The organism is Streptomyces sp. NRRL F-6492 (assembly GCF_001280125.1).
Lineage (GTDB): Bacteria > Actinomycetota > Actinomycetes > Streptomycetales > Streptomycetaceae > Streptomyces.
This window is the reverse complement of record NZ_LGEG01000002.1, coordinates 69,962-95,016: the sequence shown is the minus strand read 5'-3', so window position 1 is coordinate 95,016 and position 25,055 is coordinate 69,962. Positions and strand designations below refer to the sequence as shown.

The 25,055-nt window shown below is 73.7% G+C and carries 19 protein-coding genes; 6 read left to right on the top strand and 13 right to left on the bottom strand.

Translation table 11 applies throughout. The features are described from left to right. Positions 1-74: 74 nt before the first annotated feature. The gene (locus ADL08_RS01585) at positions 75-1,013 is read left to right on the top strand and encodes a DMT family transporter (protein ID WP_053640185.1); all 939 of its coding nucleotides are present in this window, start codon (positions 75-77) and stop codon (positions 1,011-1,013) included. Between the two features lie 115 nt (positions 1,014-1,128). On the opposite strand, the gene ADL08_RS01580 is transcribed toward ADL08_RS01585, so the two are convergent. The 11 genes from ADL08_RS01580 to ADL08_RS01530 all read right to left on the bottom strand — a co-directional run bounded on the left by ADL08_RS01580 (position 1,129) and on the right by ADL08_RS01530 (position 17,153). Next, positions 1,129-2,211, bottom strand: a complete 1,083-nt coding sequence (locus ADL08_RS01580) for a Zn-dependent alcohol dehydrogenase (protein ID WP_053640261.1) — start codon at positions 2,209-2,211, stop codon at positions 1,129-1,131. A 53-nt stretch (positions 2,212-2,264) separates the two neighbouring features. Continuing rightward, the gene (locus tag ADL08_RS01575) at positions 2,265-3,656 is read right to left on the bottom strand and encodes an aldehyde dehydrogenase family protein (protein WP_053640184.1); all 1,392 of its coding nucleotides are present in this window, start codon (positions 3,654-3,656) and stop codon (positions 2,265-2,267) included. Positions 3,657-4,079: 423 nt separating this feature from the next. Beyond that, on the bottom strand, positions 4,080-4,895 hold the full coding sequence (locus tag ADL08_RS01570; RefSeq protein ID WP_053640183.1) for a class F sortase: 816 nt from the start codon (positions 4,893-4,895) through the stop codon (positions 4,080-4,082). Between the two features lie 49 nt (positions 4,896-4,944). Further along, positions 4,945-5,640, bottom strand: coding sequence for a hypothetical protein (locus tag ADL08_RS01565; protein ID WP_053640182.1), 696 nt, complete (start codon positions 5,638-5,640; stop codon positions 4,945-4,947). A 152-nt stretch (positions 5,641-5,792) separates the two neighbouring features. Further along, the gene (locus tag ADL08_RS01560; protein ID WP_053640181.1) at positions 5,793-7,193 is read right to left on the bottom strand and encodes a CitMHS family transporter; all 1,401 of its coding nucleotides are present in this window, start codon (positions 7,191-7,193) and stop codon (positions 5,793-5,795) included. 189 nt (positions 7,194-7,382) lie between these two features. Further along, entirely contained in the window at positions 7,383-9,584 is a 2,202-nt protein-coding gene (locus tag ADL08_RS01555) for a molybdopterin-dependent oxidoreductase (protein ID WP_053640180.1), read from the bottom strand. A 190-nt stretch (positions 9,585-9,774) separates the two neighbouring features. Beyond that, the gene (locus ADL08_RS01550) at positions 9,775-11,289 is read right to left on the bottom strand and encodes a flavin-containing monooxygenase (RefSeq protein WP_053640179.1); all 1,515 of its coding nucleotides are present in this window, start codon (positions 11,287-11,289) and stop codon (positions 9,775-9,777) included. Between the two features lie 289 nt (positions 11,290-11,578). Continuing rightward, positions 11,579-12,421 (bottom strand): TetR family transcriptional regulator, encoded by an 843-nt coding sequence (locus ADL08_RS01545; protein ID WP_420709545.1) that lies wholly within the window; start codon positions 12,419-12,421, stop codon positions 11,579-11,581. 45 nt (positions 12,422-12,466) lie between these two features. Beyond that, positions 12,467-13,840: a hypothetical protein gene (locus ADL08_RS01540; RefSeq protein WP_234351959.1), complete on the bottom strand. Its 1,374-nt coding sequence runs from the start codon at positions 13,838-13,840 to the stop codon at positions 12,467-12,469. Further along, positions 13,837-14,697: a hypothetical protein gene (locus tag ADL08_RS01535; protein ID WP_053640177.1), complete on the bottom strand. Its 861-nt coding sequence runs from the start codon at positions 14,695-14,697 to the stop codon at positions 13,837-13,839. Before ADL08_RS01535 ends, ADL08_RS01540 begins: the two co-directional genes overlap by 4 nt. Further along, entirely contained in the window at positions 14,694-17,153 is a 2,460-nt protein-coding gene (locus ADL08_RS01530; RefSeq protein WP_234351958.1) for a right-handed parallel beta-helix repeat-containing protein, read from the bottom strand. The genes ADL08_RS01535 and ADL08_RS01530 overlap by 4 nt, the downstream gene beginning before the upstream one ends. 163 nt (positions 17,154-17,316) lie before the next feature. Between ADL08_RS01530 and hmgA the strand changes: the two genes are divergently transcribed. From hmgA to ADL08_RS01510, 4 genes are all read left to right on the top strand, one after another. Beyond that, complete coding sequence (hmgA, locus tag ADL08_RS01525) at positions 17,317-18,639, top strand: homogentisate 1,2-dioxygenase (RefSeq protein ID WP_053640176.1); 1,323 nt, start codon at positions 17,317-17,319, stop codon at positions 18,637-18,639. Between the two features lie 40 nt (positions 18,640-18,679). Then, positions 18,680-19,429, top strand: a complete 750-nt coding sequence (locus ADL08_RS01520; protein ID WP_053640175.1) for a GntR family transcriptional regulator — start codon at positions 18,680-18,682, stop codon at positions 19,427-19,429. A 33-nt stretch (positions 19,430-19,462) separates the two neighbouring features. Continuing rightward, entirely contained in the window at positions 19,463-20,686 is a 1,224-nt protein-coding gene (locus ADL08_RS01515) for a type ISP restriction/modification enzyme (protein ID WP_053640174.1), read from the top strand. A gap of 82 nt (positions 20,687-20,768) precedes the next feature. Then, the gene (locus ADL08_RS01510) at positions 20,769-21,965 is read left to right on the top strand and encodes a CaiB/BaiF CoA transferase family protein (protein WP_053640173.1); all 1,197 of its coding nucleotides are present in this window, start codon (positions 20,769-20,771) and stop codon (positions 21,963-21,965) included. Between the two features lie 218 nt (positions 21,966-22,183). Here the strand turns inward: ADL08_RS01510 and ADL08_RS01505 are convergent, their stop codons facing one another. Next, positions 22,184-22,456 (bottom strand): hypothetical protein, encoded by a 273-nt coding sequence (locus tag ADL08_RS01505; RefSeq protein ID WP_053640172.1) that lies wholly within the window; start codon positions 22,454-22,456, stop codon positions 22,184-22,186. Positions 22,457-22,780: 324 nt separating this feature from the next. Here ADL08_RS01505 and ADL08_RS01500 point away from each other — a divergent pair, with 324 nt between their 5' ends. After that, a complete protein-coding gene (locus ADL08_RS01500; protein WP_053640171.1) occupies positions 22,781-23,815 on the top strand; it encodes a protein kinase domain-containing protein in 1,035 nt (344 codons plus the stop codon). On the opposite strand, the gene ADL08_RS01495 is transcribed toward ADL08_RS01500, so the two are convergent. Then, positions 23,799-24,605, bottom strand: coding sequence for an SGNH/GDSL hydrolase family protein (locus ADL08_RS01495; protein ID WP_053640170.1), 807 nt, complete (start codon positions 24,603-24,605; stop codon positions 23,799-23,801). The two genes, ADL08_RS01500 and ADL08_RS01495, sit on opposite strands and share 17 nt — an antisense overlap. Positions 24,606-25,055 lie beyond the last annotated feature (450 nt).

The window sequence follows — 25,055 nt, the reverse complement described above, 5'->3', positions numbered from 1 at the left end:
TTGCCTTGTCGAGTGGCATGCTAAACGGACGCACTGTCCACTTGCTGTCCGTCGTTCCGCCCCAGGGAGATCCCATGCACACCGCGCTCCTCGCCGCGGCCCTGCTGGTCGGCTGCCTCCTGGCCGTCCAGGCCTCGGTGAACCTCCAGCTCAACTCGGCCGTCGGCACCCCCTACGGCGCCTCGACCATCCAGCTCGGCGTCGCGACCGGCCTGCTCGTCGTCCTCGCGGTGGCGGCCGGTGCGCTCGGCGCGCTCGGCAAGCTGCCCGACGTCGAGCCCTGGCAGCTGCTCGGCGGGCTCGCCAGCCCGCTCTACATCACCAGCGGCATCCTGCTCTTCCCCCGGCTCGGCGCCCTCGCCGCCGTCGGGCTCTTCGTCACCGGCCAGATGTTCGCCTCGCTCGCGCTCGACCTCTTCGGCCTGCTCGGCCTGGAGCGGAAGGAGTTCGGCACCGGCATCGTCCTGGGCGCCGCGGCGGTCCTCGCGGGCATCGTCGTGATCATCCGGGGCATGAAGGCCGCGGCCCCCGCGGGCGCCCCCAGGGCGTCGGGCGCGGGCCGTGCCGGCCTGCTCGCCCTCGGCGTCGTGGCCGGCGGCGTGCTGCCGGTCCAGGGCGCGGTCAACGCCCGGCTGCGCGCGCAGCTCCAGGAGCCCCTCACCGTCGCGGTGATCAGCTTCGCCGTGGCGACCTTCACCATCGCCGTCGTCCTGCTCGTGCTCCACGCGACCCGTCGCACCCCGAAGCCCAGGATCGCCCCGCTGAAGAGGATGCCCTGGTGGGGCTGGCTCGGCGGCGCCTGCGCCGCCGCCTACGTCACCGGAACCTTCCTGCTCATCCCGTCCATCGGCGCGGCGGTGACCATCGCCCTCACCGTGACGGGCCAGCAGCTGACCTCCGCCCTCATCGACCACAAGGGCCTGTTCAAGCTCCCGCGGCGCTCCCTGACCGGGCCACGCGCCCTGGGCCTCGTCCTGCTGATCGCCGGCTCTCTGACCATCCAGCTCGCCTGACCCCGGGCCGGCGCCTCCCCCGGGCCTCCGCGTCCCCCCGCCCCGGAAGTCGCGGGGGGGGACGCAGAGGCCGCGGGGGGGGCACAGGATCTCAAGTACTCAAGCGCTCAAGCGCTCAAGGGAAAACGACCAGGGCCCGGCCGCCCTTGCCCGCGAGCATGTTGTCGAAGGCGCCGGGGATGCCGTCCAGGGTGATCCGCTCGGTGACGAGGGAGCCCAGGTCGAACCGCCCGGCCCGGATGTGCTCGGCGAGGACCGGCAGGTCCACGACCGGATTCGAGTTGCCGTAGACGCAGCCGGTCAGGGTGCGGCCCCAGTGGAAGATCTCCAGGGCGTTGAAGGTGACCTGCTGGTCCTTGCCGCCGATGCCGACGACCGTGGTCCGGCCGCCGCGCCGGGTGGACTCCCAGGCGGTGCGGATGGTGACGGCGCGGCCCACGCACTCCACGGCCACGTCGACGCCCTGTCCCCCGGTCAGCTTCCGGACGTCCTTCGCCGTGGTGCCGGAGGCGACGACGTACTCGGTGGCCCCCGCCGCCCGCGCGAGCGCCTCCTTCTCCGGGGAGACGTCCACGGCGACGATCGTCGACGCGCCCGCGATCCGGGCAGCCTGGAGCGCGGCGAGGCCCACGCCGCCGACGCCGTACACCGCGACGGTCTCGCCCTCCCGGACCCGGGCGGAGTGGTGGACCGCGCCCCAGCCGGTGAGGACGGCGCAGCCGAGCAGGGCGGCGTCGGCGAGCGGGACGCCGGCGGGCGCGGGCAGGACGCAGCGGGCCGCGACGACCGTCTCCTCGGCGAAGGCGGCGACGTTGAGCCCGGGGTGGAGCTCGGTGCCGTCCTGGGTGCGGGCGTGGACGTTGCCCGCGCCGGTCAGGGCGTCGGCGCAGAGCCAGACCTCCCCCAGCGAGCAGGGGTGACAACTTCCGCAGGAAGGCGCCCAGTTGAGGACGACCTCGTCGCCGGGGACGACGTCCGCGACGCCCTCGCCGACGGAGACGACGGTGCCGGCGCCCTCGTGGCCGAGGACGGCCGGGACCGGCACGCGCATGGTGCCGTTGGAGAGGGAGAGGTCGGAGTGGCAGACCCCGGCGGCGGCGAGGCGGACCCGGACCTGGCCGGGTCCGGGCTCCGGGAGCTCGATGTCGGTCATCTCCAGCGGAGCGCCGACGGCGGGCAGGACGGCGGCGCGGATCAGGCTCACGTGCGGTGCTCCTCGGGGCTCGGACTGCGTCGTGGAACGGAACGGGCTCAGAACTGCAGGGACTTGGTCTGGAGGTACTCGGCGAGGCCGTGCGCGCCCAGCTCCCGGCCGACGCCGGACTGCTTGTAACCGCCGAAGGGGGCCAGCGGGTTGAAGCGGCCGCCGTTGATGTCGACCTGGCCGGTGTCCATCCGGCGGGCGAAGGCGACGGCCTCCTCCGGGTCGCCCCAGACGGCCCCGGCGAGGCCGTAGACGGTGCCGTTGGCGAGGGCGAGGGCCTCCGCCTCGTCCTCGTACTTCAGGAGCGAGACGACCGGCCCGAAGATCTCCTCCTGGGCGATGGTCATGTCCGGGGTGACGTCGGCGAAGACGGTCGGGGAGACGTAGTAGCCGGTCTCGCGCGGGGCCTCGGGGCCGCCGGCGACGAGCCGGGCGCCCTCCTCGACGCCCTTCTCGATGTAGCCGCGGACGCGCTCCCGCTGCTTGGCGTTGACCAGCGGGCCGACGCGCTCGCCGGGGACGTACTTGGCGACGGCCTCGGCGGCGAGCGCCACGGCCTCCTCGTACCGGTCCGCGGGGATCAGCATGCGGGTCCAGGCGCTGCACGTCTGGCCGGAGTTGGACATGACGTTGGCGATGCCGACGGCGACGGCCTTGGGGAGGTCGGCGCTCGGCAGGATCACGTTGGCGGACTTGCCGCCGAGTTCGAGGGCGACCCGCTTGACCGCGCCGCCCGCGAGGGCGCCGATGCGGCGTCCGACGGCGGTGGAGCCGGTGAAGGAGACGAGGTCGACGTCCGGGTGCTCGGCGAGCGCCTGGCCGGCGACCGGGCCGAGGCCGGTGACCAGGTTGAAGACGCCGGCGGGCAGACCCGCCTCGTGGACGGCCTCGGCGAAGAGCTGCGCGGTGAGCGGGGTGTCCTCGGCGGGCTTGAGGACGGTGGTGCAGCCGGCGGCGAGGGCCGGGGCGACCTTGGCGACGATCTGGTGGAGCGGGTAGTTCCAGGGGGTGATCGCGGCGACGACGCCGACCGGCTCGGCGTAGACGGTGGAGTTGCCGACCTTCTCCTCGAAGGGGTGGGTGGCGGCGAGTTCGGCGTACGTGCCGGCGACGGCGATCGGCAGACCGGCGTGGACGGCGGCGGCGAACTGCGGCGGGGCGCCCAGCTCGGCGGTGACGGTGGCGGCGATCTCCTCCGCGCGGGCGGCGAGCGCGTCGCGCAGGGCGGCGATGCGGGCGGCGCGCTCGGCGGGCGGGGTGGCGGCCCAGCCGGGCAGCGCGGCGCGGGCGGCGCGTACGGCGGCGTCGACGTCCTCGGCGGTGCCGGCCGGGACGTGGCCGATGACCTGCTCGTCCGCCGGGTTGAGTACGGGGATGGTGTCCGTGGAGGAGGCGGGGCGCCACTCCCCGCCGATGTACATCGCGTCGTGCGCCTTCATCCGCTGTCTCCTCACGTTACCGACGGGTTCGTCGCCCACCCAAACTAGCGCCGTTAGTTTTCCGGCGCCAGGGTGGCGGGGCGTGCCCCGGGTCTCAGTCCCGGGGACCGGCCGGGGCCGGTCCCTTGGTCCTGCGGTCCCGTTCCGGAGTCGATCGTGCCGCCTCGGACCGGGTGCCGTCCACGGCGGTTACCGGACAGGAACGGGGCACCGGAACCGGGCCGTTCCGCCTTGCGGCCGGATGTGCGCCGCCGGGTCTGCCTCGTCCGGGTGCTTCTCGTCCGGACACACCGCCGCGTCCGGCGGGGCGCACGCCGGGTGGCGCGGCCCGCCGGACGCGGCGGGAGGGGGCCGACGGAGCGGCTGGGATCCGTCGGCCGGACGTTCCGGCGCTTCGACACGGGGTCTCGGCGCTCCGGGACGTCAGATCTTCTGGGCGATGTCGGTGAGGTGGGCGAAGACGACGATGTTCGCCTCGTAACCCGTCTTGCGGTCGAAGGCTCCGCCGCAGGTGAGCAGCCGCAGCTCGGGCCGCCCGGTGGCGCCGTACACCTCCTTGTCGGGGAAGTCGTCCTTGGCGTACGTCTTGATGCGGTCGACCGTGAAGACGGCCACCTTGCCGTCGGCGCGGGCGACCCGGACGGTGTTGCCGGGGTTGAGCACGCCGAGGTTGAGGAAGACCGCGGGCCCGGTGCGGGTGTCGCGGTGGCCGACGACGACGGCGGTCCCGCGCTCGCCCGGCGTGGTGCCCTTGGCGTACCAGCCGACGACCCTGGGGTCGTCGGCCGGCGGGGCGGCGAGCTGCCCCTTGGCGTCGAGGCCCAGGTCGATCACGGGGGCCTCGATGGTGATGGCCGGGACGGCGACGGCGGTGGGGCGCGAGCGGGGAAGCGGCGCGGGCGCCCCGGACGCGTCCTTCGGCCGGGGCACGGTCTTCGGGGAAGGTGCGGCCTTCGGCGGGGGTGTCGCCTTCGGGGAGGGTGCGGCCTTCGGGGAGGGTGCGCTCTCCGGCCGGGGCGCGCTCTGCGGCGGGACCTCGGGTTTCGCCTTGTGGTCCAGGGCGGCCGGCGCTCCGGCCGCCCCCGCCGCCTCCGACTCCGCCCCGGTTCCGGTTCCGGCCGCGGCTCCGGCTCCGGCTCCGGTGGAAGCGGCCGGGGCGGAGGCGAGGGGCGGGGCGGCGGGTTCCTCGTCGCCCGCCCACCAGAAGCCTCCGACCACCAGGACCACGACCACCGTCATGGTCCTGGCGAGCCGGAACAGGCGCCGTCGCCTGCGCGTGATGCGGGACCTACGCGGCGCCATCGTTGCGGCGGCGCGAGCGGCGGATCATGACCAGTCCGGCCGTGCCGGCGAGACCGGCGGCGACGGTCGCGCCGATGCCGAAGGCGGAGGATCCCTCGGAGGCGGCGAGTTCGACGCTGCCGCCGCCGCCCGCGCCCACCGGGCCCTGCGGGGGACGGCCCTGGCCGTTGCCGGACCAGTTGTTGTCGTTGCCGGACCAGTTGTTGCCGGAGCCGTTGTTGCCGTTGTTGCCGTTGTTCTGCCCGTTGCCCGGCCGGCCGCCCTGCCCGTTGCCGTGGCAGTCGACCGTGAAGACCTTCTGCTTGCCGGCGGGGGTCGCGCCCGGGAAGGTCCAGGTGACCCGGTACTGCCCCTCGGGCAGCGTCAGCGGGTTGGTGTGGCCCATACCGGTGGCCAGCGCGACACGGCCGCTGAGGGTCGGGACCTCGGGGCGGGGCGGCTGGGGGGTGATCTCCCAGCTGACCTCCTGGAGGATGTCGAAGTTGAAGGCCGCCAGGTAGAACCTGCAGACCCTCGCCTCGTCGTTCAGGTCGCCGTAGGGGGTGCCGACCTTGTGGACCTTGATGTCCCCGTTGTCGCCGGGTGCGGCGAACGCGGCCGGGGCTCCGGCGAGGGCGAGACCGCCGAAGGCGGCCGTGGCCGCGAGGGTGGCGGCGAGGGGGCGGAGAGCACGAGCAGGCATGCGGGTTCCTCCAGGAAAGGACATGTCGGGTGTTTCAACCGATAATCCGACTATCCGTCATCACATGACTGCGGAGGGTGGCGACATGCGTGTGTCGATCTCCGAGTCGCCCGTCCGGCTCAGAGGCCACCGGACCGCCGGGCCCCGGCGGTTCAGACGATCCCGAAGAGGATCGCCGCCGCCAGCACGACCAGCGACGTCAGCGCGGCCCACTTCACCGTGAACTTGGTGTGGTCGCCGAACTCCACCTTCGCCATGCCCACGAGCACGTACACCGCGGGCACCAGCGGGCTCGACATGTGCAGGGCCTGGCCGACGATGGACGCCCGGGCGATCTCCAGGGACGACACGCCGTGGGCCGCGCCCGCCTCCGCGAGGACCGGCAGCACGCCGAAGTAGAAGCCGTCGTTCGACATGAAGTAGGTGAGCGGGAGGCTCAGCACGCCGGTGACCAGGCCCATGTGCGGCCCCATGCCCTCGGGGATCGCGCCGACGAGCCAGTCCGCCATGTGCTTGACCATGCCCGTGCCGGTGAGGACACCGGTGAAGACGGCGGCGGCGAAGACCATGCCGGAGACGTTGAGGACGTTGTCGGCGTGGGCGGCGATACGGGCCTTCTGCTCGGCCATGTTCGGGTAGTTGACGGTGAGCGCGAGGGCGGCGCCGAGGAGGAACAGCACCGGGATCGGCAGCAGTTCGAGGATCATCGCGGTGAGCAGCGCGACCGTCAGGCCGGCGTTGAACCAGTACAGCCGGGGACGGAGCGTGGCGCGGTTCGGGTCGAGCCCCTGGAACCCGTCCTCGCTCCCCTCCCCCGCACCGATACCGGACGCACCCGTGCCTCCGGCCGCGCCCTTGCCGCCGTGGTCACCGGCGCCGCTGCCGGCCGTGACCAGCACCGTGTCGGTCTCCGGCACCAGGGCCTCGTCGAGCGTGAGGTAGCCGATGCGCTTGCGCTCGCGGCGGCCGAGGACGTACGCGAGGACGAAGACGAAGAGCAGGCCCGTGCCGAGCGCGGGGATCATCGGCACGAAGATGTCGGTGGCGTCCAGTTTCAGGGCGGTCGCGGCGCGGGCGGTGGGGCCGCCCCAGGGCAGGGTGTTCATGACGCCGTTGGCCGTGGCGGCGACGCCCGTCATGACGACCAGGCTCATCCCGAGCCGCTTGTAGAGCGGATACATCGCCGAGACGGTGATCATGAAGGTGGTGGAGCCGTCGCCGTCGAGGGAGACGATCGCGGCGAGCAGTGCCGTGCCCACCACGATCCGCACGGGGTCGGCCTTGCAGAAGCGCAGGATGGCGCGGACGATCGGGTCGAAGAGACCGACGTCGATCATGACCCCGAAATAGACGATCGCGAACATCAGCATCGCGGCCGTCGGCGCCAGGTTGCCGACGCCGTCGATGACGTAGTCACCGAGCCGGGCGCCCTGCCCGACCGCGACGCAGAAGAGTGCGGGGATCAGCACGAGCGCCGCGATCGGCGACATCTTCTTCGTCATGATCAGGACCAGGAAGGTCGCGATCATGGCGAAGCCGAGGACGGTCAGCATGGAGGGCACCTCACGTTCACCGTTGAACTGCCGCCGAGCGGCGGTCCGGATGACGGTAGGTGCCCCCTTCCACCGTTAACAAGGTGTTGACGCGTGAGCAATACGAGCAAAACCCCAGGTCAATACGGGGGTGCGGCTCGGGGCACGGCAGGGCGGCACCCCGGGTCACGGCAGGGGCGACACCCCGAGTCACGGCAGGGGCGACACCTCGACGGGGAAGCCGTTGAGCACGGCGGTGCCGGAGAGGGGGTCGATCCGCGACCCGTCGAGCAACTGGTTGACGTTGACGCCGGGGCGGGCGGACGCCACGGCGAGCCGGGTGCCCGCCCGGTCGTGGCCCCAGCCGTGCGGGAGGCTCACCACGCCGGGGCGCACCCCGTCGGTGACCTCGACCGGCACCTCCAGCTCGCCGCCCTCCCCCTTGACCCGGGCGAGCCCGCCGTCGGTCAGCCGCAGCCGGTCCGCGTCCCGGGGGTGCACCTGGAGGGTGCAGCGGTTCGAACCGCCGCCGAGCGCGGGGGTGTTGTGCAGCCAGCTGTTGTTCGAGCGCAGGTGCCTGCGCCCGACGAGCCGGAGGGTGCCCGGATCGGGTACGTCGTCGAGCGCGGCACGCAGCCGGGGCAGGTCGGCGGCGAGGGGCGCGGGAAGGAGTTCGACCCGTCCGCTGCGGGTCTTGAGGAGCTGGGGCAGGCGGGGCTTGAGCGGGCCGAGGTCGATGCCGTGCGGGTGCGCCTTCAGCTCGTCGAGGGTGAGCCCGTACGGGCCGAGCCGCAGCATCAGGTCGAGCCGCCGCTCGGCTCCGGTGTCCCCGGTGAGCCGGGCGGCGAACTCCTCGGGGTCGGCGCCGTACGCCGGTGAGTGCTCCTGCGTCACGGCCTTGGCGAGGGTGGTGCGGATGGCGAGGTCGTCCACGGCGGAGGGCGGTGAGCCGTGGGCGCCGGAGACGGCGAGGATCAGCCGGGCGTGGATCTCGCACTCGTCCATCCGGTCCGCTTCGAGGGGAAGGGCCGCCGGGGTGTGGCGGACCTGGTCGCGGACGGCGAACCCGTTGAAGGCGAAGTCGAAGTGGGCGCTCCGGGAGGGCGGGGGCGGGGGCAGCAGGACGTCGGCGTGGCGGGTGGTCTCGTTGAGGTACGGGTCGACGGCGACCATGAGGTCGAGGGAGCCGAGGGCCGCGTCGAGGCGGTCTCCGTCGGGGGCGGACAGGACGGGGTTGGCGGCGATGGTGACGAGGGCGCGGATACGCCCCTCCCCCGGGGTCTCGATCTCCTCGGCGAGCGCGACCAGCGGCAACTCCCCCTTGGCCTCGGGGTGGTGCGAGACCCGGCTGTGCCGGCGGCCGAGGGCGAAGCCCCTGCCGGGTCCCGCAGGGCGCGGGGCGGGCGTGGTGGCGGAGAGCGGGAAGAGCGCGCCGCCGGGCCGGTCGAGGTTGCCGGTGAGGATGTTGAGGACGTCGACCAGCCAGTTGGCGAGGGTGCCGTACGCCACGGTGGAGCTGCCCATCCGCCCGTAGACGGCGGCGGTGGGCGCGGCGGCGAGTTCCCGGGCGAGGGCGCGGATGGTGGCGGGGTCCACGTCGCAGGCGGCGGCGACCGCCTCGGGGCTGAACTCCCGTACCGCGGACCGCACCTCCTCGACGCCCTCGACGTGGGCGGCGAGCGGTCCGAGGTCGGTGAGGTCCTCCGCGAAGAGGGTGTGGACGAGGGCGGCGAGGAGCAGCGCGTCGGCGCCGGGGCGGATCGCGACGTGCCGGTCGGCGAGGCGGGCGGTGCGGGTGCGCCGGGGGTCGACGACGGTGAGGGTGCCGCCGCGCCGGCGGAGCGACTTGAGCCGGCCTGGGAAGTCGGGGGCGGTGCACAGGCTGCCGTTGGAGTCCAGCGGGTTGGCTCCGAGCATCAGCAGGTGGTCGGTGCGGTCCAGGTCCGGCACGGGGACGGCGAGGGGGTCCCCGAAGAGCAGGCCGCTGGACACGTGCTTGGGCATCTGGTCGAGCGTGGACGCCGTGAAGAGGTTCCTGGTGCGCAGCGCGCCGACGAGCAGGGGCGGGTAGAGGGCTCCGGCGATCGTGTGCACATTGGGGTTGCCCAGGACGATACCCACCGCGTCCGGCCCGTACTCCTCGACGATCGGACGGATTCGGGCGGCGATCGTGTCGAACGCCTCGGTCCAGCCGACCTCCCGGAGCTCACCGTCCTTCCGGACCATGGGGCGGCGGAGCCGGTCCGGGTCGGCGTCGACCTCGGGGAACGCGGCGCCCTTGGGGCAGATGAACCCCTGGCTGAAGACGTCGTCGCGGTCGCCGCGCGCCCCGGTGACCCGGGCCCCTTCGAGCGTGAGGGTCAGTCCGCAGGTCGCTTCGCAGAGGGGGCAGATGCGCAGGGCGGTGGACATGGCGTCTCCCTGGGGGCGTCGGGAGCCCGAGCATACCGACCGGTAGGGACGTAGGGGAGGGTCGTGCGCGAGGTCGACGAACCGGCGCTTGGGCAGGTGCGGGGCGCTGAGCTCGGGGGCGCCCGGGGCCGCCGCGCCCGGGCGCGTCCGGAGTCGCCGCGCCCGGGCGCCGTCGTCGTGCTCGCCTCGCTCACCGGGTGGCTGTCGTCGTCGCGGCGCGGGCGGCCCCGGCGCGGGTGAAGCGCAGTTCCGGGTCGAGGATGCTGTCGGTGCGGAGCAGTTTGACGTCCGAGTGGTAGTCCATGGAGGTCAGCCACGGCGTCCGGTCGCCCTGCCGGGGCAGTTGGTCGACCGCGCGCCGGATGTAGCCCGCGCCGAAGTCGAGGAACGGCCGGGTCGGCATCGCCGGATCGGCCGGAACGGGCCGGCAGGTGTCATGACCGGAGGCGTCCATGTGGGCCAGGAGCCGGCAGAAGTACTCGCACAGCAGGCCGACCTTCAGCGTCCAGGAACTGTTGGTGTAGCCGATCGAGAAGGCCAGGTTGGGCACCCCGGAGAGCATCACGCCCTTGTAGGCGACGGTGTCGGAGGGGCGGATCTCCTCGCCGTCGACGGTGATCCGTACGCCACCGAACGCCTGCACGTTCAGACCGGTCGCGGTGACGACGACGTCGGCCTCCAGTTCGCGGCCGGACTCCAGCCGTATCCCGTTCTCGGTGAAGGTGGCGATCCGGTCGGTGACGACCGAGGCCTTCCCGGCGCGGAGGGCCTCGAACAGGTCCCCGTCGGGCACGGCGCAAAGACGCTGGTCCCAGGGCTCGTACGGCGGGTTGAAGTGCTCGTCGACCGGGTAGCCCTCGGGCAGCTGCCGGATGTTGGCCCGTCGGATGATCCGGCGCGCGGTCTTCGGCCACCGCCGGCAGAAGGCCCAGAAGAAGCGCTGCCGGGCGATGTTCTTCCGCCGGGTCAGCGCGTGGCCCCGCTCCGGCCCGAGGTACTTCTTCAGGGCGCTGGCGATCACGTCCCTCTTCGACACCGGCATGACGTACGACGGGGTCCGCTGGAGCATCGTCACGTGCGCGGCGGTCTCGGCCATGGCGGGCAGCAACGTGACCGCGGTGGCGCCGCTGCCGATCACCACTACCCGCTTGCCGGCGTGGTCGAGGTCCCCGGGCCAGTGCTGCGGGTGCACGATCGTGCCGCGGAAGCGCTCCCGGCCCTCGAAGTGCGGGGTGAACCCCTGGTCGTAGCGGTAGTAGCCGCCCGCGCAGAACAGCCAGGAGCACGTCAGCGTCGTCCGCTCGCCGGTGTCGGCGCGTTCGACGTGCACCGTCCACCGCGCCCGATCGCTCGACCAGGACGCGTAGAGCACCTTGTGGTGGTGACGGATGTGGTCGTCCAGCCCGTTCTCGGTCGCGGTCTCGCGCAGGTACGACAGGATCCGGGGCCCGGTGGCGATGGACTCCTCGCCCTGCCACGGCTTGAACGCGTAGCCGAAGGTGTGCAGGTCCGAGTCGGACCGGATCCCCGGGTAGCGGAACAGGTCCCAGGTCCCGCCAGAGGCGGCCCGGGCCTCCAGGATCGCGAAGGTCTTCGACGGCAGCTCGGCCTTCAGAAAGCGGCCGGCCCCGATGCCGGAGATCCCGGCGCCGATGACCAGGACGTCGAGGTGTTCGACGGCGGGCGGAGCCGGGGAAGCGGGCATGGACGACAACTCCAGACGGCGAGGCGAGCGGACTGACAAGCGGATAAGAGGGCCAGGCGGACGAGCGGCGGGCAGCGGGCAGCGGGGTGAAAGGGCGGGCCAGCAAGACGGCGACCTGCGATTCGGTCACGGAGGGGCGTGGACGACGGGGCCGCCAGAAACCGACAGGCTGCCGCCGCCCCCGCTCGCCTCCCGTCCCCCGTCCCCAACGCGACGATCGCTCTCGCAGCCGCCCTCCACTGGCGCGAACGCGACCGACACCGGGACCGACCCCGGAGGACCGCGGCCCCTACGAGAGGGAGGGCGCCAGATACGCGTAGAGGAGGAGCCGGGTCTCGTCGACGAGCGCCGGATCACCGGCGGGATCCGTGCGGAAGGCGAGCCGGACGAGGGCGTCGGCGGTCTCGACCCCGACGAGCACCTTCCGGTGCAGTTCCTCGTCGGCGGGACGGCCCAGATGGGCGGCGAGGAGACCACAGAGCCGCTCGGCGACGAGCCGGTTGGGATCCTCGGCCTCGTCCCGCGGGTCCGTGCTGTCCCGCGGGTCCGTGCCGCCGCGCGAGTCCACGCCGCCGCTCGGGTCCACGCCGTCACCCGCATCGGAGGTGCCGGGGACGCCGTCGGTCTCGTCGGCGGCGTCGGTCTCGTCGGCCGTGTCGGTCTCGTCGGCCGTGTCGGTCTCGTCGGCCGTGTCGGCGGCGTCGGCCTCGTCCTCGGAGGTACGACCCGAGGCTTCTCCGGGCGCGGCGGCGGGCACGCCGAAGTCGACGAGGGCGAAGCCCGGGACGGTCCGCTTCATCGCGATGAACTCGTCGAGGACGCCGTCGATGGCTCCGTACGCGTCGAGGAGCGGTGTCGCGGCGAGGCGCTCGGAGACCCGCTCGGCATATCGGTCGAGGTTGCGGAGTGCGAGGGCCGCGACCATCGCCCGCTTGTTGCCGAAGAAGCGGTAGACGGAGCCGATGGGGACACCGGCGCGGACGGCGACGGCCCGGGTGCTCAGCCGCTCGTACCCGGTCTCGTCGAGGAGTACGGCGCAGGCGTCGAGGATCCGGGCGAGCCGCTCGGCACTGCGCTGCTGCACGGGGGCGCGGCGGAGCGCCGGAGCGGTCTGGGGGCGGGTCTGGGGCACGGGGTCCATGATGCCGCTCCGACGGGGAAGGGCGAAGCCGGGGCCTCAGGCGACGAGCAGACCGATGCCTCCGAGGGTGTACGCGATCATCAGCAGGAACAGGGGGAGTTGGCCGGCGACGGCCCGGGCCGGTGGGAAGAGGCGAACGGACCGGTCGTGGGCGGCGACGACACCGAGGACGTGGCCGGTGACGACGGCGGCGACCTGGAGGGTCGCGAGGCCGCCGGGATCCAGGGGCGGAGGAGGGGCATGGGCGTTGTCAGTGCCCCCTGCCATGATTACGGTACGTGGAAATTCAGTGACTAGGAGTGAGAAGTAGTGGGCAGTGAGATAGCCGAGGGCGATGGGCAGCAGGGAATGGGCGAAGGAGGTGAGGGGGGTGGTGAGTTCGCGGTCCATCAGACGCAGGGCGCCGGCGCAGAGGCCGTAGCAGGCGGCGGCGAGGACCACGGCGGCGAGGAGACCGAGCGTGGCGGTGGGGACGGGGCCGAGGGGTGAGGTCTGGAGGGTGGTGATCCAGCGGGGGTTGTCGGAGAGGCCGTCGTAGGCGGTGGAGCCGAGGAGCACGCAGACGGTGGCGACGAGGCCGGGGAGCAGGGGGGTGGAGTCGAGGCCGTCGAACGGGGAGCGCAGGACCAGTCGGCCGTCTGCGCGGCGGCCGAGCGGGGAGAGCCGGGCGAGGAGGGAGGAGTACACCTCGAAGGGGTCGGCGTGGGCGAACCAGCGGTCGCCGTAGCGGGCGGCGCCCAGGAGCTGGACGCCGACGTGAAGGGCGAGGGCGATCAGGAGGGTGGTGCGGGAGGTGTTGTCGGGGGCGACGAGTTCGAGCCAGGTGAAGAGGAGGAGACCCGCGGCGGCGGGCCGGATGCCGAGGGCGGCGGGCAGTGGGCGGGGGTTCCTCGGCGGGTGGAGGGCGTGGAGGGCGCGCAGGGGGTTGAGCAGGCGCCAGGCGGGGCCGAGGAGGAGGGAGGCGGGTACGAGTCCGACCCAGAGGAGGACGTAGAGGGCGCCGGGGGCGGGGTTGCGGTCCGGGTCGTCCGGGCCGAAGAGGAGGTGGAGGAGGAAGACGAGGGCGACGACGGCGCCGAGGAGCCGGAGCGCGGTGCGGGTGGACGGGGCGTCGGCGGCCCGTTGGAGAGCGGCGGGAAGCGGGCGTCCGGCCAGGTCGCCCCGGAAGCGGGAGGAGGACCAGAGCAGGCCGAGGGCGAGGAAGGAGACGAGGAGCGCGGTGAAGGCTCCGGCGTAGGCGTAGAAGGGGGAGAGGGGGAGGTCGTGCTGGGAGCCCACGCCGTGGGCGAGCGGAAGGGGCAGCGGCGTGGCGTGGGCATGAGCAGGGGCGTGGGCGAGGGGCTGGACGGAGGCGGGGACATGGGCGAAGGCCTGGACGGAGGTGAGGGAATGGGTGAGGGCCGCGGTCATCGGACGACGAGTTGGGTCAGCACGAGTCCGGAATCGTGCGTCTCGACCTCGAAGAGGCCGGTGCGGTCCGCGGTGAGGGTGAGGGTGGCGGGTGCGCCGGCGGAGAGCGGCAGTTCACGGTCGTAGCCGTGGACGTGGAGGGTGTCGTCGCGGTCGCTGGTGACACGGAGGGTGAGTCGTTCGCCCTTCTTCAACTCGATGCGGGAGGGAGGGGGTTGGACGGCCCTGCCGGCGATGGTGAGGGTGACGGTCCGATCGGAACCAGCGGGTTCGGATCGGTCGGTGGGTTCGGCGGGTTCGGTGGGGCGGGCGTTCGGCGGGGCGGATGAGGTGGATGGGGCGGAGGCTCCGGACAGGGGGACGGTGGTCTGGACGGGGGTGCCGTCGACGGCCCAGACGGTGTGGTCGTCCGCGTGGAGCCGGACGGTCAGGGTGCGGGCGCCGGTCGGTACATATCCCCAGGGGCCGTAGAGGCGGCCCGCCTCACGGCCGTCGACCAGGAGGCGGGCGTGGCCCCGGCCGGGGACGGCCGCGCCGCCGGTGCTCTCCGGGGTGAAGAGGAACCTCTCCACGGTGAGGTGGACGTTCCAGCCGCCCTCGGAGTCGGGCCGGATCTCGGCCCGGACGGTGGGTGCTTCCGCCGCGGGAAGCTCCCGGAGGCGGTGCCCGGCCTCGTCCCAGGCCGGCAGCAGGGCGCCGCTGCCGGCGGTGGCCTCCTGGTGGCCGGTACCGGGCTTGTGGTGGGTGGTGGCCCGGCCGCCGCAGCCCGCGAGGACCGGAGCGGCGGCCAGGACGAGCACCAGGCAGAGGCCGCCGAACCGCCGCCCGAGGGGCCGTGACCCGTGCGCGCGCGTCACGCGGCTCCCTCCCCGTGGTGCGGGCGGGCGTCAGGGGACGGCGGGATTGCGGAAGGGGAGACGGGAGCGCCTCCGGGCTCACCCGGCTTTCCGGTCGACTTCCCGTCCGGTTTCCCGGTCGGCCTTCCGCCCAGTTCTCCGCCCGGTTCTCCCCCCGGTTCTCCGGTCGGCCTTCCGACTGGTTCTCCGGCTCGTCCTCCGGTCGGTCCGGCCGACTCCCCGGGCGGTACAGCCAGCCCGGCCGACCCGGCCGGCTCTCCGGTCAGCCCGGCCGACTCTCCCGCCAGCCTGGCCGACTCTCCACCCGGCACTCCACCCGGTCCTCCGCCTACCGCTCCACCCGGCACTCCACCCGGTTCCCCGCTCGCCGCTCCACCCGGCACTCCACCCGGCCCCCCGCTCGCCGCTCCGACCGACGCTCCAACCGGTCCCCCGCCCGTCTCTCCTCCGCCCGGCGGGTGGGCCCCCGCCGCCACCACCGCCCAGAGGACCCAGGCGACGCCGAGGAGGAGGCGGAGCCAGGCGGGGCTCACGGGGGTGCCGGGGATCATGAGGACCGCCTTGTCGAAGGCGTCGAGGAGGGTGAGGGCGCCGAGCGTCAGGGTGGTCCAGGCGAAGGCGGGGCGGGTGGGGCGCAGGGTGAGGCCGAGCAGGGTCCACCAGACGCCGGTGAGCAGCAGTGCGACGGCCGGGACGGCGGTCGGGGTGAGGGCGAGGGTCGAGCCGGCCACGTCCAGGGCGAGGCCCGCGAGGCCGATGAGCGTGGCCGCGCCCGCGAGCCGGTCGCCGCGCAGCCGTCGCCACCACAGGGCGCCGCCGGTGAGGGCGAGGACGAGGGCGGTGCCCAGGGCGAGCTGGGTCTCGACGCGCTGGAGGCCCCGGGCGCCGTACCAGTCGCAGCCGGCCGGGAGGCGGCGGGCCTGGACGTCGTAGTCGGCGCAGACGAGGAGTTGGGCGAGTTTGACGGGTTCGCCGACGAGACGGTCGGCGGCGCCGGAGACCTCGCCGCGCCGGGCGCCGCACTGGGGCGGGGCGCCGGGGCTGGTGGCGCCGGCGTCGGCCTGCCAGCAGTTGCCGCCGCCCTGGCCGTCCCACCAGACGTCGGTGCGGTTGGGGCGGGAGGCGCCCGAGCGGTCGACGCCGAGGTGGTTGCCGGCGTAGCGGTTGTGGTGGGAGGTGTCGGTCTGCTTGCTCCAGGCGGACTCGCCGCGGATGAGGGCGGGGACGGCGTTGAGGTAGAAGGCGGTGCGCTGGTGGCCGTAGACCCAGTTGTCCTCGTAGAGGTTCCAGTTGCCGCCGGCGGTGATGATGCCGGTGCCGGGCGGCATGGAGATCTGGGGGCAGACGACGCCCTGTTCGTAGCCGCGTTCGACGGGAGGTTTGGCGCAGGTGCCGTCGGCGACGTAGGGGTAGTAGTTCTGGTTGTTGTCGTGGATCAGGTTGCGTTCGAAGCGGGCGTGGTTCTGGGGCAGGCCGGGGTGGCCGGGGAAGGCGGAGTCCATGGAGGCGCCGCCCATGTTGTGGTCGAACTCGTTGTCGTGGACCCAGACCGAGTCCCCGGCGGTGCCGGAGTAGCCGACCATGTTGTGGTGGCTGCGGCAGCCGGTGATCTCGATGGAGTAGCGGGGGACGTCGTAGCCGCGGCCGTCGTTGATGTTCGAGGCCGAGCCGGGGTAGATGCCGGAGTCGCCGTTGCCGTAGGACTCGCAGTTCTTGTAGAGGCCGTGGTCGGAGGCGAAGGTGAGGAAGCCGTACTCGTCGTTCCAGCGGGTGAGGACGTCGTCGATGACGAAGCCGTCGGCGGCGAGGACGTACAGCGAGTTGAAGGTGGTGCGCTGGGCGGTGAAGTTGCGGAAGTAGACGCCGTCGGAGCCGTCGGCCCGGATCGCGTTGAGCTTCTGGTACTTGGCGTCGATGACGACGTCGAGGCGGGAGGCGCCGGTGCCCTCGATCTGGAGGTCCTTCTTGCCGAGGATCGCGACCAGGTTCTGGTTGTGCGGGCACTGCCGCTGCTGTTCGTAGCTGAGGATCTGGTAGCCGAGCGCGGAGTCCGGGGCCTTCAGGCGGGCGCAGGCGCCGGTGGGCGGGGGCTGCGAGGGTTCCTCCTCGTAGCGGCCGGGGAGGATCGCGATGGTGAGGCCGGGCCGGTCGACGGCGTCGACGGCCTGCTGGAGGTGGCGGTACCCGGAGGCCGCGCAGCGCTCGAAGAGGGCGAGGTTGCGGGCCCTGAGCACGGCGGGGAAGCCGGAGATCCGGCGCGCGAAGTCGGTCCGGTCGGCCTTGCAGACGAGGAGGTCGGGTTCGCCCGTGCGGAGCTTCGGCACGCTGCCGGAGCCGTCGGGGAAGGTGACGGGCCGCTCCTCGTGGGCCTGGGCCCCGGGGGCGGTGAACAGGGCCGCGGCGAGCGCCGCGAGCACGACCGAGAGCGCGAGGACGAACCTTCGGGTCCGGGACATGCGCGTGAGAGTAGAGCAATGTTCATCTTTTTTGACCCCCTCGCGCACGCATCGGTCCACAGCGACTCCCGACGGCTTCCCCCGGCGCACCGTTGACGGGAGCCGCGCGGAATCCTACGGTCTCCCATAGGATTCCCTTGCGGGCTCAGGACAGGAGCGGGCGATGACCACGGAGCAGGCCAGGAAGACGGCCGAGGCGCTCACCTACAGCACCGGTTTCGGCAACGAGCACGGCTCGGAGGCGATCCCCGGCGCGCTGCCGCACGGCCGCAACTCGCCGCAGCGCGCACCCCTCGGCCTCTACGCCGAGCAGCTCAGCGGCAGTGCCTTCACCGAGCCGCGGTCGCACAACCGCCGCTCCTGGCTCTACCGGATCCGCCCGTCGGCCGCGCACCCGCCGTACGTCCGGATCGACAACGGCGGGCTGCGCGGCGCCCCCTTCACCGAGACCGTGCCCGACCCCAACCGGCTGCGCTGGAACCCGCTGCCCGACCCGGCCCCCGGCACCGACTGGCTGGCCGGACTGTGGACGCTCGGCGGCAACGGCGACGCGACCCAGCGCACCGGCATGGCCGTGCACCTCTACCACGCCAACGCCTCCATGGAGCGGGTCTTCGGCGACGCGGACGGCGAGCTGCTGATCGTCCCCGAGCACGGCGGCCTCCTGCTCCGCACCGAGCTGGGCCTGCTGGCCGTCCGCCCCGGCGAGGTCGCGCTGGTCCCGCGCGGGGTCCGCTTCCGCGTCGAGCTGCTCGACGAGACCGCCCGCGGCTACGTCTGCGAGAACTACGGCGCCCCCTTCCAGCTCCCCGACCTCGGCCCGATCGGCGCCAACGGCCTGGCCAACGCCCGGGACTTCCGGGCCCCGGTCGCCGCCTACGAGGACGTCGAGGGCCCGGTCGAGGTGGTCAACAAGTACTGCGGCAACCTCTGGTCCGCGACGTACGGGCACTCCCCGCTGGACGTCGTCGCCTGGCACGGCAACCACACCCCGTACGTCTACGACCTGCACCGCTTCAACGTCATCGGGACGATCTCCTACGACCACCCCGACCCGTCGATCTTCACGGTCCTCACCTCGCCCTCCGACACCCCGGGGCTCGCGAACGTGGACTTCGTGGCCTTCGCCCCGCGCTGGCTGGTCGGCGAGGACACCTTCCGGCCGCCGTACTTCCACCGGAACGTGATGAGCGAGTACATGGGCCTGATCGAGGGCGCGTATGACGCCAAGACCGCCGGAAAGGGGGGTTTCGTGCCCGGCGGCGGTTCGCTGCACAACATGATGTCCGCGCACGGCCCCGACCGGGAGACCTTCGACAAGGCCAGCGCCGCCGAGCTGAAGCCGCAGAAGATCGACGACGGCCTCGCCTTCATGTTCGAGACCCGCTGGCCGGTGACCGCGACCCCGCAGGCCGCGAACGCCGACCATCTGCAGAAGGGGTACGACGACGTGTGGCAGGGTCTGGAGCGCCATTTCCGGCCGTAACGTCCCGGCCGTAGACCCGTAGCCTTCGTACGGAGGACCCGTGACCGCCTTCGCTCCCGATTCGCTGGTCCTGAACCGCAAGCTGCCGCTCTGGTACCAGGTCTCGCAGTCGCTGCGCGCCTCGATACTGGGCCGCACGCCCGACGCCTCGCTGCGGCTGCCCACCGAGGAGCAGCTCGCCGCCCACTACGGCGTGAGCGTGCTGACCATGCGCCAGGCCCTCAAGGAGCTGGAGGAGGAGGGCCTGATCAGCCGGCACCGGCGGCGCGGCACCTTCATCGAGCCGGGTGCCCGCCGCTCCACCCCTCGCCGGCTGCTCGGCTCGATCGACGCGATCGTGGCCCAGCAGTCGGGCGAGCGGACGACGGTCCTCGGGCACGGCGCCGAGCCGGTGCCCGGGGAACTCGCGGAGTACTTCCCCGGCGTGTCCGAGGTCGTGGCGTACCGGCGGCTGCGCAGCGACGGGGAGAGCGGCGAGCCGACGAACTGGGCGGAGAACGCGGTGCTCCCCGGGCTCGCCGCCGCGATCGACCCGGCGGACCTGGAGCGCTGGCCGATGACGAAGGTGCTGCGGGACGTGGTCGGGGTGCGGATCAGCCGCATCACGGACACGGTCGAGGCCCGCCTCGCCGACCCGGAGACGGCGGGCCTGCTCCAGGTCCCGCTGCTCTCCCCGATCCTCCACTACACGGGCGTGACCTACGACGAGGACGGCAGGGTCGTCGACGTGGCCCGCATCCGCTACCGCGGCGACCGCTTCTCCTTCACGGTCACCGTCGAGGCGCACTGACGCGCTGGAGGCGCACCGACGGCGGTCGTTAGCATGCGGGGCGTGACCGATGACGCCCGGCCGCAGGACGCGCCCCTCCTCGACGAGTTGATGCCGTGGTCCGTGGCCCCGCTGCGGTTCGGCCGTTCCTGGATCGTCGCCCCCGACGCACGGACGCTGCGGACCCGCTGGGACCGGCTCGTGGCCGCCGAGGGGGCCGAGCGGGAGGCGCTGTTCCGGCCCAGCCGGGCGCGGACCCCGGCGAGCGCGGTGGCCGCGCTGCCCGGACAGCGCACCGGGACCGTGCGGTTCGCGCGCGAGGCGGGCCCGTGCCCGGCGCCGGTGCGGGTGGCGCGCGGACCGTTCGACGAGCAGTGGCTGCTCCCCGACCACCGGCTGATCGACACCGCGCGGCCGGAGCTGTGGCGGGTCGCCGGGGAGCCGCAGCTGTTCGCCGTCGAGCAGGGGTACGTGCCGGGGGCGGCCGGGCCCGCGCTCCTGGTGACGGCCGCGCTGCCGGAGGGCCGCTCCCCCGCGGGCCGGCCGGGCCGGATCCGGCCGCTGTTCCGGCGCCCCGGCGGCCGCGAGCCCAACCTCGCGCCCAGACTCCTGGACTTCCTCGGGCGGCGGTACGGGCGCGGGGCCGACGCCCGTGACTGGCTGGCGTGGACGGTGGCGGCGGCCCGCCCCTCCCCCGCCGGGTGCCGCGTCCCCCTCCCCGTCGGCCCGGAGGTCTGGGCGGCGGGCGTGGCGCTCGGCCGGGACCTCCTCGACGTGCGGCTGCGGGGCGCCCTGAGCGGAACGAAACCCCGCCTTCCGGGCGGCCGCCGCCCCTACGTGCGGGCGGCGGTCCCCGCCCGCCCGACGACGATGGCGTACGACTCCGAGGACGAGGCGCTGGTCCTCGACGGGGGCCGGATCTCCCCCGTACCGGCGGAGGCCTGGGAGTTCCGGGTCGGTGGGGTGCGGGTCCTGGAGCAGTGGTTCGCGCACCGGACCGCTCCGGCGGAGCCCGGCTCCCTGGAGGCGATCGGGCCGGTCGCCTGGCCGCAGGAGTGGACCTCGGAGCTGCTCGACCTGATCACCGTGCTCGCGCTGCTCGGAGCGCGGGAGCCGGAGCGGGCCGCCTTCGCGGCACGGGCGGCGGAGGACGGGGCGGAGGGCGCGGCGGCCCTGCGCGCCGCCGGAGTGCTGCCGCCGCCCGCCCGGGCCCGCCGCCCCGCGTCCGTACTGGACCATCCGGAGGAGGGCCCGGAGGGGCAGTTCATGCTCCTGTGACCGCGGCGGGCGGACCGGCCGGGGCGGGGGTGACGCATCCCCTGGTGACAAGGGCCGGTGCGGCAGGGTAGGCAGGGCGGTCATGAGCACTCAGCCACTCCCCCTCGAAGGGATCACGGTCGTCGCCGTCGAGCAGGCCGTCGCCGCGCCCTTCGCCACCCGCCAGCTCGCCGACCTCGGCGCCCGCGTCGTCAAGGTCGAGCGCCCCGACGGCGGCGACTTCGCCCGCGGGTACGACACCGCCGCCCGGGGCCTGGCCTCGCACTTCGTGTGGTGCAACCGCGGCAAGGAGTCGGTGGCGATCGACCTCAAGGACCCCCGGGGCCTGGCCCTCGTCCGGCGGATGACGGCCGGCGCCGACGTCTTCGTGCAGAACCTCGCGCAGGGCGCCGCGGCCCGCCTCGGCCTCGACGCCGCCACCCTGTGCGCCGCGCACCCCCGGCTGGTCGCGGTGGACCTCTCGGGGTACGGGGCGGAGGGACCGTACGCGCACCGGCGGGCGTACGACATGCTCGTCCAGTGCGAGGCGGGTCTGGTGTCGGTGACCGGGACCCCGGAGCAGCCCGTCAAGTCGGGCATCCCGGCGGCCGACATCGCCGCCGGGATGTACGCCTTCTCCGGCGTCCTCGCCGCGCTCGTGCGGCGCGGCACGACCGGCCGGGGCGGGCCGGTGGAGGTCTCCCTGCTCGACTCGCTCGCCGAGTGGATGGGGCATCCGCTCCACCACGGGGCGCACGGGGGCGAGGCCCCGGCGCGCACGGGGCTCGCGCACGCGGTGATCGCCCCGTACGACGCCTATCCGACGGCGGACGGGGGCCTGGTGCTGCTCTCCGTGCAGAACGACCGGGAGTGGCGGCGGCTCGCCGGGCAGGTGCTCGGCCGGCCCGGCCTCGCCGACGATCCGGCGTTCGCGACGAACGCGGCGCGGGTGGCGGGGCGCGCGGCGACGGACGCGGTGGTCGCGGAGGCGCTGGCCCCGCTGACGACGGAGGGGGCCCTGGCCCGGCTCGACGCGGCGGGCATCGCCTGCGCCCGGCTCAACTCGGTGGCGGAGCTGGCGGACCATCCGCAGCTGACGGCCCGCGACCGGTGGCGGGAGGTGGAGTCGCCGGTGGGACCGCTGCGGACGCTGCTCCCGCCGATCGTCTTCCCGGACGCGCCGGAGCCGCGGATGGACCGGATCCCGGCCCTGGGACAGGACACGGACGAGGTGCTCGCCGGGCTCGGGCTGCGGGAGGCGGAGGTGAAGGAGCTCAGGAGCGCGGGCGTGGTCGCCTGACGGGCCCGGACCCGGGCCCGGACCCGTTGGACGGCCGGGCGCGGGCGGTCGAGCGCGCGGGCGGCCCGGGGGGCGGCCGGGAGAAGGGAGCAGTACGGGCGGGCGGTGCGAACGGTGCGGTACGGGCGGACGGGTGGTGCGGACACGACGAACGCCGGACGGGCGGGGACACGTCCGGCGGAGTCGTGGTCGGGGCCGTACGGGCGGCCGGGACCGGGCTAGCGGCGGGTGCCGAAGAGGGAGCGGCGGAGTCGGCGGAGCGGGGCGAAGAGCGAGACCCGGGCGCTGCGGCTGCGGTGGCCGTGCACCGGCGTCTCGCGCGTACGCGTCGTCAGCTCCCGCATCAGCAGGGTCGCCTCGGCCGCCTCGCGCTGGGGCACGGCGGGTCCGCCGAGCACCGCGAGATGACGGTCGAGCCGCGAACTGGTCGCGCCGCTCCCGCAGGTGATGGCAGGCACTCGGGGCCTGCTGCGCATTGCTATCTGTTCCATGTCACTCCCCACCCGTACAAGGGCACCCGACCCGGGCAGGTTAACCCTATCGCCCCGTCATGACACCCGTGTATCCCGGCGACGGGATTCAACGCACCCGTACGGGGGTTGACGGTCACCCTCCGAATACATCCGATTCCAGGGCGAGTTGGACAGGGCTCGAACACCTGTCGAACCGTCACGAACCATCCTGCACTCCGGGGTGACCACCGGGGGTGCGCAGGCCCCTGTGATCTCCACCACCAAGATCCAACGGCGGGGGCCGGAAGCGCGGTCCGGCGCCGGACCGGAGCCGGGAGGGCGCTCCTCGGCTACCGTGGATCCATGACGGTGATCGCGGGTCGTTACCGGCTTCTGGACGTCCTGGCCGAGGGGGCGACGGGCACCGTCTGGCGCGCCCTGGACGAGACGAACGGCCACGAGGTGGCCCTGAAGGACTCCCGGGTCCCGCCCGGACTCCCGCCGGACGAGGCGCCCCTGCTGCACGCGCGGCGGGAGCGCGGGGCGCGGGCCGCCGCACGCATCTCCCACCCCTCCGTCGTACGGGTCCTCGGCGTGGTCACCGAGGACGGCCGGCCCTGGACGGTGACGGAGCTGGTCCGGGGCCTCACCCTCGCCGAGACCCTGGAGGCGGGCGGGCCCCTGCCGTCGCGCGAGGCGGCGCGCGTCGGCGCCGAGGTCCTGGCCGGGCTGCGGGCCGCCCGGGAGGCCGGCGCCCCCCATCCGGGCGTGGGGGCGGAGCACGTACTCCTGGGGAACGACGGCCGGGTGGTCGTCACCGGCTTCGGCGGCGCGCCGCAGGACGACGCGGGTCCGGCGGCCGAGCTGCGCTCCCTGGGAGCACTCCTGGAGGCGGCCGCGGACGACCGGTCCGGGCCGCTGGGCGCCGTGATCGACGCACTCCTGGACGAGGGCCCGGAGGGCGCCGTGACGGCGGACGGGGCCGAGCGGGAGCTGCGGCGGGTGGCGGGCGGCGGCGCACGGACGCCCGCGGGCGGCGCGGGGGCGGACGGGGGCGGCTCGCGGACGGGCGGCGGCTCGCGGACGGGTGGCGGCGCATCGAGGACGGGGCCCGTGCCGGCCGGCGCGCCCGCCCCGTACCGGGGTGCCCACGGCGACGACACGCACGCCGCGCACGGCACTTCGCCGTCCCGGAGACAGAAGGCGCCCCGCCGGGTCCCCGTCCTGGTGGCCGGGGTCGTCGGGGCGCTGCTCATCGCGGGGGCGCTGGTCTACCACGCGGTGCGGGACGACGGACCGGGCGCCGGTCCGGGTGCGCCGGGCGGTGTCCCGAGCACCGTTCCGGCCGGTTCCGGCGCCGCGGGGGCGGACGGCGCGCCGGCTACACCGCGTTCCTGAACGGCGGCAGGTAGCCGCCGGACTGTCCGGCGGCGGTCGGGTGGTACGACTCGCCGATGTTGAGCCAGTTGACGCTGTGCAGCCAGGCCGATCCGGAGCAGATCTCGTGCCCGGTGAAGGCGGAGACGACACTGGCGAAGGTGTAGCCGTGGTCGGCGGCGCGCTTGGCCACGGCGGCGTTGAGGTAGTCGGAGGCCCCGTTGATGGCCCTGCGCTCGCCCTCGCTCAGGCCGGCGACGCAGCCGCCGTTCAGCTGGTAGAAGCGCGGATAGCCGAGGACGACCACCCGGGCGTTGGGCGCCTTGCCCCTGATGGCGCCGTACACGGAGTCGAGCTTGCCCGGCAGGGTGGAGTCGACGTAGGCCTTGGCCTGATTCACACGATTGACGCAGGTGGACTCGGACTGGAGCACACAGGTCGTCATGACGTCGGCGAAACCGGCGTCATTTCCCCCGATCGTGAGGGAGACCAGGTCGGTGGCGGCCGAGAGCGGTCCGAGCTGATTCGCGGTCACATCACCCGTTCGGGCGCCCGAGCAAGCGGTGAAGGCGAACGAGGAGGGGGCGTTCGCGTTCTTCCAGAGGACGGGGTACGCCTTCGTGGAGCGCTTGCAGTCGCCGCTGGCGCCGTCGTAGCTGCCGGCTCCCACGCCGGAGGAGTACGAGTCGCCCAGCGCCACGTAGTCGAGGGCGGCGCTCTCCGCGGCCTGGGCGGCGCCCGCCCCGGTGAGGGCGAGGACGGCGCCGAGGAGGAGCGAGGAGGAGAGGGCGGTGAATCGGGACAGTCTCATGGAACCTCCCTGTAGCAGGATCTCTGCGTTACCAGGTAGTAGCAGTGGATCCGGCGCATCGGAAGTGTCCATGTCAAAACTGGGGGTGAACTTTCTCCGACCCTCCGTCAGGGACCATCGAAATCCGGCCAGGAGAGGAAGCGGACGCTCCACTCCCGATTGACGCCCCGCGAGATCGCGGAACCGCGACACATTCGCACATCGATCCACAGGAGTGCGCCCCCATCCCCTCACTCCCCGACGCATCGCCGGATTGATCGAATCCGACCGGGACGGTTACGTATCCGACCGCTGAAGTTCCGTCAAACTACGGAAAAGCAGGCCATGGATCCGGGGCTTGCCATACAGTCCCATTCATCAATACCGTCGTACATCTCACCCGCACCGGTCCATCATGCACAGCGGCTCAGGGGAGGGCTCTAGCGTCGCGGTGGCTCAGGTGCGGGGCGC